Annotated in this window: 9 protein-coding genes; 3 read left to right on the forward strand and 6 right to left on the reverse strand. The window is 63.0% G+C overall.

The window, feature by feature from the left end; all coding sequences use genetic code 11:
* Nucleotides 1-275: 275 nt before the first annotated feature.
* The 6 genes from ACTHNE_RS15345 to ACTHNE_RS15370 form a co-directional block, all read right to left on the reverse strand.
* Nucleotides 276-890: a hypothetical protein gene (locus ACTHNE_RS15345; RefSeq protein ID WP_440269712.1), complete on the reverse strand. Its 615-nt coding sequence runs from the start codon at nucleotides 888-890 to the stop codon at nucleotides 276-278.
* A 5-nt stretch (nucleotides 891-895) separates the two neighbouring features.
* On the reverse strand, nucleotides 896-2,596 hold the full coding sequence (locus ACTHNE_RS15350) for a putative porin (RefSeq protein ID WP_440269713.1): 1,701 nt from the start codon (nucleotides 2,594-2,596) through the stop codon (nucleotides 896-898).
* Nucleotides 2,597-2,846: 250 nt separating this feature from the next.
* Nucleotides 2,847-3,518 (reverse strand): energy transducer TonB family protein, encoded by a 672-nt coding sequence (locus ACTHNE_RS15355; protein WP_440269714.1) that lies wholly within the window; start codon nucleotides 3,516-3,518, stop codon nucleotides 2,847-2,849.
* A gap of 11 nt (nucleotides 3,519-3,529) precedes the next feature.
* Nucleotides 3,530-3,934 (reverse strand): ExbD/TolR family protein, encoded by a 405-nt coding sequence (locus ACTHNE_RS15360; RefSeq protein WP_440269715.1) that lies wholly within the window; start codon nucleotides 3,932-3,934, stop codon nucleotides 3,530-3,532.
* Between the two features lie 10 nt (nucleotides 3,935-3,944).
* Complete coding sequence (locus tag ACTHNE_RS15365) at nucleotides 3,945-5,759, reverse strand: DUF2341 domain-containing protein (RefSeq protein ID WP_440269716.1); 1,815 nt, start codon at nucleotides 5,757-5,759, stop codon at nucleotides 3,945-3,947.
* A 35-nt stretch (nucleotides 5,760-5,794) separates the two neighbouring features.
* Nucleotides 5,795-7,414, reverse strand: a complete 1,620-nt coding sequence (locus ACTHNE_RS15370) for a ShlB/FhaC/HecB family hemolysin secretion/activation protein (protein ID WP_324937118.1) — start codon at nucleotides 7,412-7,414, stop codon at nucleotides 5,795-5,797.
* Between the two features lie 639 nt (nucleotides 7,415-8,053).
* Between ACTHNE_RS15370 and ACTHNE_RS15375 the strand changes: the two genes are divergently transcribed.
* The 3 genes from ACTHNE_RS15375 to ACTHNE_RS15385 are packed head-to-tail and all read left to right on the forward strand — an operon-like array spanning nucleotide 8,054 to nucleotide 10,294.
* Nucleotides 8,054-8,722, forward strand: a complete 669-nt coding sequence (locus ACTHNE_RS15375) for an STN domain-containing protein (protein WP_440269717.1) — start codon at nucleotides 8,054-8,056, stop codon at nucleotides 8,720-8,722.
* 10 nt (nucleotides 8,723-8,732) lie between these two features.
* Complete coding sequence (locus ACTHNE_RS15380) at nucleotides 8,733-9,278, forward strand: RNA polymerase sigma factor (protein ID WP_324937114.1); 546 nt, start codon at nucleotides 8,733-8,735, stop codon at nucleotides 9,276-9,278.
* Nucleotides 9,279-9,301: 23 nt separating this feature from the next.
* Nucleotides 9,302-10,294: a FecR family protein gene (locus ACTHNE_RS15385; RefSeq protein WP_324937112.1), complete on the forward strand. Its 993-nt coding sequence runs from the start codon at nucleotides 9,302-9,304 to the stop codon at nucleotides 10,292-10,294.
* Nucleotides 10,295-10,301: the final 7 nt, after the last annotated feature.

Here is a 10,301-nt window from a genome sequence, read left to right on the forward strand (position 1 = left end):
GGGATTGCAGCAGGTCCATAGGTTGGGGTGCGAACCCTGACGCATCCCCACGTTTTTGCTCGATGATTTCAATAAAATCAGCGAGCTATACACCTTGCACATGATCTTCCAGATTACTGGGCCGTCATTCCCGCGAAAGCGCCTCCGCTTTCGCGGGAATGACGGCATTTCGGGCACATATGCACCAAACGAAAAAACGTGGGGATATATCAGGGTGCGAACCCCAACATTGCCATGTTGATCAGGATCCCGATGTTGGGGTTTGCACCCCAAACCTACGGCTTCTTGGCACGCGGGTCGTACCGCTGCTCATATAGGCGATCGCCATAGGCCTGCGCCGCATTCTCCAGCTTCACCCGCTCCGAGGCCGCGAATGGTTCGCGGCTTGCGATTACGCGACCGATGCTCATGTGGCTGTAGGCATCCAGGATCTCGTTGCCGATCTGATAGAGCTGCTGGTTCTTGGCCGTGCAGGTGGCGACCTGCGTCTGTATTTCATGCAATTGCCCGGCAAGGTCGCTGCCCTGTTGTTCCTGCGCATGTGCTTTGGCGTTGGCGCCGGCCACTTCTTTTTGCAGGCGTTGCACCTCCACTTCGGCCTGTTCGCGCGCGGTGCGTTCGGCGGCAAGCGCGGAAGCATCCACGGTCGAGGCCGGGCGAGGCTTGCCCAATTGGGCCTTGGCGGCGGCGGCCTCCTTGCGCGCCGCATCGCGTTCCTGTTCGAGCTTGGCTTTCTCCGCTTGCCATTGCGCCTGCTGGCCTTGCAGATCCTGCAACTGGCTGCGGGCATCGGCCAGTTGCGAGCGCAGTTGCTGTTCCAGCGTCTGCGCATGCACGCCTGCGGTGAGCATGATGAAAAGCAAGAGGGCGATCGCTGCGCGTTTCATCATGCACCTCAGAATTTCGTGTTGACTTCGAACTGCACCACGTCGATGGTGAACGGCGGTCCGTACACCTGCTTGGCGGCGAAGTAGCGGGCCGACAGCCACGTGCGCTGCGCGATGCCGTAGTCGGCGGTGAGGATGAAACCCTTGGCGTTGGTGCCACCCAAGTGGAAGTTCTGGTCGGTGAGGCCATCGAGCATCGCATCGGGTTGCAGGTACTTGTAGCCCAGCGCGATGTTCCATTCGTTCAAGGCCATCGGATGCGGCGTGCCGACAATGCCACGCACCAGCCAGCCCACCGGGCCGCTCTTGTACGGACCATTCGAACCATCGCTGCTGCCCTGGTAATTGTTCACCGGCACGCCCAGGCCATTCGGATAGCGGTTGAACGCCGTGCGCATGTGATAAGCCATGTTGCGCTCGTATTCGGCCTGGAGCTCGATCGGCGTTTCGCCCACCTTGAAGTCGAGCTTATTGACCAGGTCGGCGATGTGGTAGTTGTACGACAAGCCCACGAACTGCGGCTGCGCGTAGTTGTTCGGCGAGGACGTATCGGGAAGGATATCGCGCAACAGGAACACCGTATTGCCCCACTGCATGTAATCGGGCGCAGTGTTGTCCGTGCTGCAGTAATTGACCAACCCGTTATAAACCTGGCATGGCGCGGAAAGCTGGCCCTGCATGCGGTTGAAGAAGTAGTAGGCCAAGCCTGCTTGCCACTGTACATCTTCGGCGAGCTTCCACGTGAAGCCCAGCTGCGTGGCCCACATCCACTTGTCGCCAGCCGCATACTTGTCACTGCCAAGCGCCTGCGTAGGCGCGTGGTTGCCGGTGTACTGGATCGGAATCGCACCGGCGGTAACGAAGGTCTTCAGATCGTCGGTGAACGGAAATTCGCCGTGCCCAACGACGCCGTCGAAATTGAGTTCGGGCGAAAAGATCAGATCGGTCTGCAGGAACGGCGACGGCATGCGGCCGGCCGTGATGGAGTAGTACTGATTGGGCTGCCAGCGCACCCACGCCTGGTCCAGCCACAGGTTCTTCTTGACGAGGCCGCCGCCCAGCGTCTGCGTGGTGGATACCGGATTGTTGTCGTTGCCCGAGCCGATGCGTACTCCCGCAGTGACTGTATCGCCCAGCTTCACGTTGATGCCGATGTGCGCCTGCATGCGCAACATGTTCAGCCGATTCTGGGTGGAGTTGAGGATCGGTGGATTGACGTGCTGGCTAAGACTGTTGATGTCGTACGGGCCGTTCTGGTTGAGCGCGGCGTAATTGATGAAATCGGGTGCATTCTTGCGGCTGTAGTACCAGGATTCGTCACGCACACGCACATCGCCATACCAGCTGATGCGGTCCAGCCAATCCGGAATCGCATTCGGCTCGGCCCAATGTTCCGACTTGGCCTGCGCAATCACTTCCTGCTTTACCTGCTCGCGAATCTCGTTGCGCACATTTTGCGGTACGTAGACGGCGCGCACGTCGCCCGGTTGGGCGCCATCGGCGGGCGCTGCTGCAATGGCCGTGCGCGCTTGCGTGGCTTCGTCGTTGGCTTGCTTGATCAGGCCATCGGCTTCGCCTTGCGTGATAAGGCCTTTTTTCACCATCAGGCGAATCAGGTTGATGGTGGCGTTGGTGGAAGGTGCCGCGTCTTGTGCGAAGGCTGTGACGGCTTGTCCGCCCAGCAGCAGACCGATGGCGAGGCACAGCATGCTCCTGCGAGGCCGCCATACATGATGGTTGGCGATTCGAAACTTCATCACGTTCTCCAATACGGTTGCACTGCTGCCAGATCTGCTCCCTCCCCTGCCTGCAGGGGAGGGTTGGGGTGGGGTTGTTCGAGCTTGCCGCGGGCGTGGTGGGCTTCACCCCGCCCCAGCCCTCCCTTACTGCACATAGGGGAGGGAGCGGCTTTTCGCTTCATTCGGGAAATGTCGTTCGTCGAGTACACGAGTCGGCACCTCATCCAGGTCGATAGCCGCGCATCGCTACGCGCACGGGCATGCTCAAGCTCGCCGGCGGCGGCGTATCGATGTGCACGCCTTGAAGCACGTCGATCAGCGCGCGATCGGTGGTTTGCACGCCGCTGGGTTTCACCAGTTCTGCGCGCGTGATGTTGCCGCTGGGCGAAAGCCACAGATTCACGCGCACCTCGAAGACGAGGCGGCGCGTACGATCATCGCGTTGAATCGCTTCCTGCAGCGCATAGCTCAGGTATTGCTCGTACGACGAACCGCCCACGCCGGTACCGCCGCCGCTACCCACCATGCCGCCGCCTTCGCCCGCGCCGATGTTGAAGGCGTCGTTGCCGGCTTGTGCGGGACCGTTGATGGTGATCTGCTTGGCAACGTCCGGCGCCTTCGGCGCCTGCACCGGCTTCAACGGTTCGGCCGGCTTGGGCACGTCCTGCTTGATCTCTTCCTTCTTCGGCTCCGGCGGCTTTTCCTTCGGCGGCGGAGGTGGCGGCGGCAACGGCGTGATGGTGGCGATGCGCGGGGCCGAGCGGCGCACGCCCACTTCGTGGCCCGCTAGCATCCACACCAGCCATGCCGCGGCAAGCAGCAGCACGAGCACGATGATGCGCCCGCGCCATCGCTGCCATCGTGTCTGCTCGGGGTAAGCGGGCTCGAACATCGCGTGGGTTCTCAGCTCGCTTGCTTGCCGGTCACCAGACCGACCTGCGTGAGTTCAAGACGGCGCAGCAGGTCGAGCACGTCGACCACCTTCTGGTACTGCACGTTGGAATCGCCCTTCACGATCACCGGGAAGTCGGGCGAAAGCGCTTTCTGTTCGCGCAACCGCTGTTCCAGTTCGCCCATCGTTACCGGGAAGGCGTCGAGGAAGACCTGCCCCGTGTCGGACACGGTGATCGCCTTGGTCTGCGGCTTGGCCAGGCTTACCGACGCGCTGGCCTTGGGCAGGTTCACCTTGATGCCCTGCACGGCCGCGGTGGTCATGATGATGAAGATCACCAGCAGCACGTACGCCAGGTCCAACATCGGCGTGATGTTGATGTCGTCGTAGGGCTTGTCTTCGTCGTGGGCTCGCATGGCGCTCTCCTCAGCTTTCCACCGTGGAGAGATCCATCGCGCGATGCAGTTCGGCCAGGCGTGTCACGAACTCGTCGACGAACACCTGCATGTTCGCGGTGACTGCCTTGTTGCGCGTAAGCAGGTAGTTGTAGCCGAACAAGGCGGGAATCGCGACGGCGAGGCCCGCGACCGTGGCAAGCAACGCGGCGGAAATGCCCGGCGCGATCGCGTTGATGTTGACGTCGCCAGCGGCGGCGATCGCGGCGAAGGTGATCATCACGCCTACCACCGTGCCGAGCAGGCCAAGGAACGGGCCGCCGGAAATCGCGATGGTCAGCATCACCATCGAGCGCGAAAGCGCCTGGTTTTCGCGTACCAAGGTGGAATCCATCACCGCGCGGATCGCTTCGATCGATTCGGAGGCGATCACCAGGCGGCCGTCTTCATCGCGTCGGCGCCACACTTCCTTCGCGCCGGTTTCGTACAGACGATAGAGCGAGGAGCGCGCCAGCTCCTGCTTGATCGCCGGCGAGGCGTGCTTGCCGGAAAGGCCGAGCAGGTTGCTGCCCAGTTCGCGATAGCGATGCAGGAAGCGCTCGTTCGCATTCGTCACCTGCGACACATAGCTGCCACGCTGCCACATCACCAGCCAGGAGATGATCGCCATGATCGCCAGCAGGCCGATCACCACCCATGCATCCACCGTCACCGATTTGACGATGATGCCGAAGTAGCCGAAGCCGAAGCCGGATTTCTTTTCGTCCTCGCCATAAGCGGCAAGCTTCGATTCCGCGCCTTGCGTCAGCGCATCCGCGGCGATCATCGCTGCGGGGCGCGCCACGCGCGACAGGCGCAGCTCATCCATCTGGCCCACGAAGGCAGCGAACGGCACCGGTGTGGCGCCTGCGCTTGCTGCATCGCCGCCGAGCGAGGCGCTACCGCTCAAGGCAGGCAACGCAGCGGCAAGATTCGCGTACGGCTGACCGTTTACGTACAGCTCGATCTGCCCGTTGCCGGCGGTCACCGCCAGATGCGTCCATTGGCCGGCCTTCAGTGGGGTGCCCGCGCTAGTGCGTTGCGGCGCGCCGCCACCATCCACTTCCACGAATGGCGCGCCGCCATCGATGCCGATCAACAGCGCCTTGCCGTCCTGGCGATGGCCATAAAGCAGCGTGGCGGTGGTCGGCAACGCATCCAGCTTGATCCAAGTGCTGAAACTGAAACTGCCGCCGTCCTTGATGTCCAGCGACGCGCTGGCCGGCAAGGTGACCACGGCGGAACCGTCGAAGCGGCCCGCATTGCCGGCAACGCCGCCATCCACAGTGCGCAGCGCACCGCTCGCCGCGTTGTTGCCGTAGGCGGTCGCATCCTTCGGCGGTTGGCCGCTCTGTTCATCGAAGTGGTACACCAGCGTGTAATCGGCATCGAAGGTGGCCGCGCCGCTGCTCAGCGCCGGCGCCTTGGCGTTGCCGTAGTACATCCAGATGGTCTGCTGGCCGTTGCTCGGCAAATCGGTAACGTCGAGCCAGATCTGCGCCACACCCATCACCGGATCGAAGCTTTCGATCTGGTAGTTCAGCGGCGTCTTGCCGTCCGGACCGACGAAGCGGACGTCCGCTCCGTTCTTGGCCACGCCATCGAACTGGAAGTTGCCCGGATGCAGGCGGATCAACAGCGGCATGCGCCCCACCGGCTGCGCGATATTGCCGCCCTTGGGCGTGGTATCCAGCGTGATCGGCTTGCGGTACGACCAGTCGTCGTTCCACCAGGAGGCCTCGCCGGCCATGCTCGGCCGCGGCAAGAGCAGCAGGCACAGGGTGCAAAGTAGGATGAAGTACCGCATCGTCGTTGAGCCTCTATCCGGAAATTCGAAAGGGGTTACAGCCCTGCCTTGACACTGAAGAGCAGATGCCCGTCGTGCGCCCTGGTCTGCACGCCGTTGTGCAACGGATAGGCGTATTCCAGATCGCCGCTCAAGTAATGGAAGACAGTGAACGAGGTGCCGACGCCAGTGCTGAGCAAGGTGAAACGCCCGCGCTGTTCGGGCAGCGGATCGATCAGCATCAGGCGCGCGCTATCGACGAAAACGTGGAAGCGCCAGTCATTGACGAACGATCCCAGCCAGGAGTGGATCGACGGTGTGCGCAATTCCACCGACGCAATCGCGCCGTTGTCCGCGGTATCTTCGGCCGATAGATAACCGCGCACGCTGCTCATGCCGCCGGCGGCGAACTGTTCGCTGGAAATCAGCGGTTGCGTGCTGGCCTGCGCACTGGCGCGCGTGGCGACGGCGAAGTCGCCGGCGAAGCTGCGCGCGTAGTTGAGATCCAGGTGCAGGTCGGCAAAGTTGTCGCGCGCGTTGTAGCGCTGGTTATCGAACGCCTGGTTGCCGCTGCCCACGCCGCGCCAGCCGAAATTGCCGGTCAGCGTGAAGCCGAGCGTGGATTTCTCGCCGCTGCGTTGGCCGGTGTATGACGCCGACAACGGGTAATACGTGAGCGGCGCTTGCAAGGTCTGCCCGCTCAGCGTGATGTTCTGCTCGAAGTGCTTGCGGCTGATGCCGAACGACACCATCTGCATGTAATCGCCGCCCAGCACCGGCAGTTGTTTCGTCGCTTGCAGGCTGACCGCATTGCCCTTGCCCAGCACTGTGGTGCCGCCCAGCGTGTTGGCGTTGCTGTTGGATTTGTAGGCCGAACCGAGCAGGCTCCACTCGCTATTCAACGGCGCGAGATACGACAGCGCATACACCTCGGTGGCGTGCCGATCCTGCGGCGCCACGATATAAGTGGCCGAAATCGTGTGCCCCAGCTGCCACAGATTGTCGTAGCGAACGGAGGCGATGGTGCGCAGATCCGGCGTATAGGCGCTATGGTCGTTGTTGACTTCGACGCTGCCGTGCAAGGGATAGGTGTCGTCCACCTTGAGCGTCACGTCCATCGTCTGCGGCATGCTGCCCGGACTCAGCAGCGGAACCACCTGCCGCCCCGGCTGCTTGTTGAGATCGGTGAGTTCCTTTTGCACCTGATTGAAGTTGGGCACGTTGCCCTGCGCCAGCGACGGCACCGCGTCGCGGATGTCCTGCGGCGAGTGATACTTCGCCCCTTCCACGCGCAGGCGCCCGATGCTGTTTTCCGTCACCTGCAGCAGGATCACGCCGTTCTTCACCTGCTGCGGCGGAATCTCCACCACCACCGATTGGTAGCCCTTGGACTGATACAGCTTTTGCAGCGCATCGCGTGCGTTGTGCACGTCGTTCATGCTGCGCCCGGGACCGAGGTACGGATCGACCGCGTTTTCGATGTCATCGGCCTGCATCAGCGTATTGCCGCGCACCAGGTATTCGTTGATCTGGAAATTGGCGGGCGCGGAAGCGGGCGCCGACGCGGCTTGTGTTTGCGTCTGCGCCGCCAGCGGAAACGCCAGCGCCAGGGCGATCAGCGCCACCATCGGGCGCAGCGAACGCGCCGCAGTGCTTCCTCCGTGTCGCATGCTCATGCGCTGCCTCGTGCTTGCGTCGATCTATCGGTGCCCGGCCGTCGATACGTACCCCATCGGCGAGGCGAAGCTAACGCGCGCTCGATAACCGAATCGCGACAACGGCATGTCGGCTGCGCAACACGGCATGCCAGCCCCCTGCCACATCCCTGTGGCGCTCGCGGTACTTGCTGCCGATGTCTCGTTTGCCTGATCACGCAATGCGCATCCCGATCGCGACGGCATTTGGCCGTCCATGTGCAAGAGTCAAAAAATCCCCTCACGCGAACGCCAGGCGCTGCGCGTGATGCAACAGATCTTGAAAGGGCATCCTTGCCCGTCCACGACATCCTTGCCCGAATAGACCGCGCGCCCATCGCGCGACTGAACCTTGTCACGAAAAATTCATGGATCGGGCGTACACAGGACTTTCCGACATGCCGGTGTCATGTGTCTGGACACACGACAGGCGACGCACCTGCCGCTTACGGGAAGGTTCGGGACAAAAACGTTTTCACGCGATTCACTGTCACATTCCGGGCATAGCCTTTAGGGCTTGTCCAAGGAGGCCATACAACGTGCGGCGCTTTCGTAACAAAGGGTCTTGAGTACTTCGCCATTCGATGGTTCGCGGCCATGCTTTTATGTTCCACGCTGTGTTTGGCATCTCCTGCAATAGCGGTTTCCAGCCCGTATCAAGGTGCCACCGCGCAAGCCGACGACACCATTGCGTTCGACATACCTGCGCAACCGCTGCTGACGGCGTTGCGAAGCTATAGCGAGCTCACCGGGCAAGCGGTGCTGGTGGACGATGCGTTGGCGGCAGGACGGCGCGCCAGCGCCATCCACGGTCGTTACAACAAGATCGAGGCATTACAGAAGTTGCTTGCAGGGACCGGACTGGTCGCCAGTTATTCCAGCGACCAGGCGTTCACGTTAAAGCTCGCGGAGCCGGGCGCAACCGTCGCAAGAACGGTGCGCGAAATACCGGAAAGCCTTGGGGTGGAGGAAAACCAAGCCGTGCTCGAACACTATGCAGGAAAGATCCAGCAACCCATCGAGGCGGCCCTGTGCCAATCCGCGCGGACGCGACCGGGCAACTATCGGCTGGCCTTGCAGATATGGATCGCCCCGTCGGGACGCATCGAGAAAACCCGTTGGCTGAGTCCCATCGGCAGCCAGCGCGGCAATGAAGTGCGGCGCGCCCTGAACGGGCTGGCGCTGGAACCGCCCCCCGCGGGCATGCCGCAGCCGATCACGTTATTGCTGCTGCCCAAGCATGCGGCCGACGTGCCGGACTGCGCGGCAACGTCGCCATCCGTGCATTGAGGCTGCGGCGATGGAAACCACATCCTTGCCGTTGCTTCGCCTGTTCATGGAACGCCGCCACGAATTGCGGCGACGCCTGAAAAGCCGCCTGGGCTCGGACGAACTGGCCAACGATGCCTTACAGGAAACCTACCTGCGCATCGAGCGCATGGGCGATGGCGCCTGCGTGTCGAGCAATCCGGCCGGCTATCTGTTTCGCATGGCGATCAACGCCGCCTCGGACCAGCGCCAGGCCGATGCGCGCTATCTCACCGGCAGCGAGGTGGAGGATCTGCTCAACGTCGGCGCCGATACGCTGGACCCGTCCAGGGTGATGCACGCCCGGCAGGAAGTGCACGTGCTGGAGCAGGCGCTGGGCGAGTTGACCGAACGGCAGCGCGCGATCCTGATCGCGGCCCGCGTCGAGGACGTCTCGCAGGAGGATCTCGCCCGCCGCTTCGGCATTTCCGTGCGCATGGTCGGCAAGGAACTGAAGAAGGCGCTCGACTATTGTGGAAGGCGTCTCGATCGCAAAGTCGTGCAGCGGTTCGGTCCCGGCGCCGGAAAAGAGTCTTAAGAGATATGCCGATACTCGATCACATGGCCCACCGTCGTGCTGCGCTGCAAAGGGAAGCGCAGCACTGGCTGCTGCGCCTGACCTCGGGCAGCGCGACCATGCACGACGCCACAGCGTTCGAACACTGGTGCGGACAAAGCCCCGCGCACGTCGAAGCGTTCGCACAAACGCGCCGCCTGTGGGAAAACCTCGGCCCCGCTGCCGACGCCTGGATGGCGGCCGAACAGACCCGCACGGCGGCACCGGCACCGGCACCTCGCGCCGCCGCGTTGCCACGCACGCAGCCGCGCATGAGCCGCCGCGCCTTCCTCGGCGCGGCGATCGCCGCTTCGGCCGCGCTGGTGGTCCTGCATCCGCCGCTGCAACTGTGGCCGTCGCTGACCGACATGGTGGCGGACTATCGCACCGCCACGGGCGAGCAGCGCGAAATCGACCTTGGCCACGGCGTCGTGGTGCAGATGAACACGCAGACCGCCATCAACATGCGTACCTCGAGCGATCAGGCCATCGGCATCGAATTGCTTGGCGGCGAGATCCAGGTGAAGTCCACCGGCGCACGCGCCGCCGCGGTCAGCGTGTTCGCCGGTAACGGGCGCGTCGACGTCGGCACGATGGCGAAATGCAACGTGCGCTGCGACGCCACCGACGTGCAGGTGACCGGACTGGAAGGCGCCACTACACTGCGCTACCAGGGACAGGTGGCCGTACTACAAACCGCGCAGCGCGCGCAGTATGGCGAAGGCGGCGTCGGCCGGGTGACGCCGGCGGACATCGACGCCGTGATGGCCTGGCGCCGACGCGTGTTGATTTTCGACGGACAGCCATTGGCCGACGTGGTGCGGGAAATCAACCGTTATCGCCCCGGCAAGGTCATTCTCGCCAACGATGCACTGGCGCAGCGCAAGGTGCAGGCGCGGTTCTCGCTGAACCAGCTCGCCGACGTGGCGGCGTTGATCCAGGATGCGTATGGCGCAAAAGTCACGTCGCTGCCCGGCGGGATCGTGATCCTGAGTTGATCCCGGC

It is taken from the genome of Dyella sp., from assembly GCF_051954575.1.
Lineage (GTDB): Bacteria > Pseudomonadota > Gammaproteobacteria > Xanthomonadales > Rhodanobacteraceae > Dyella_B.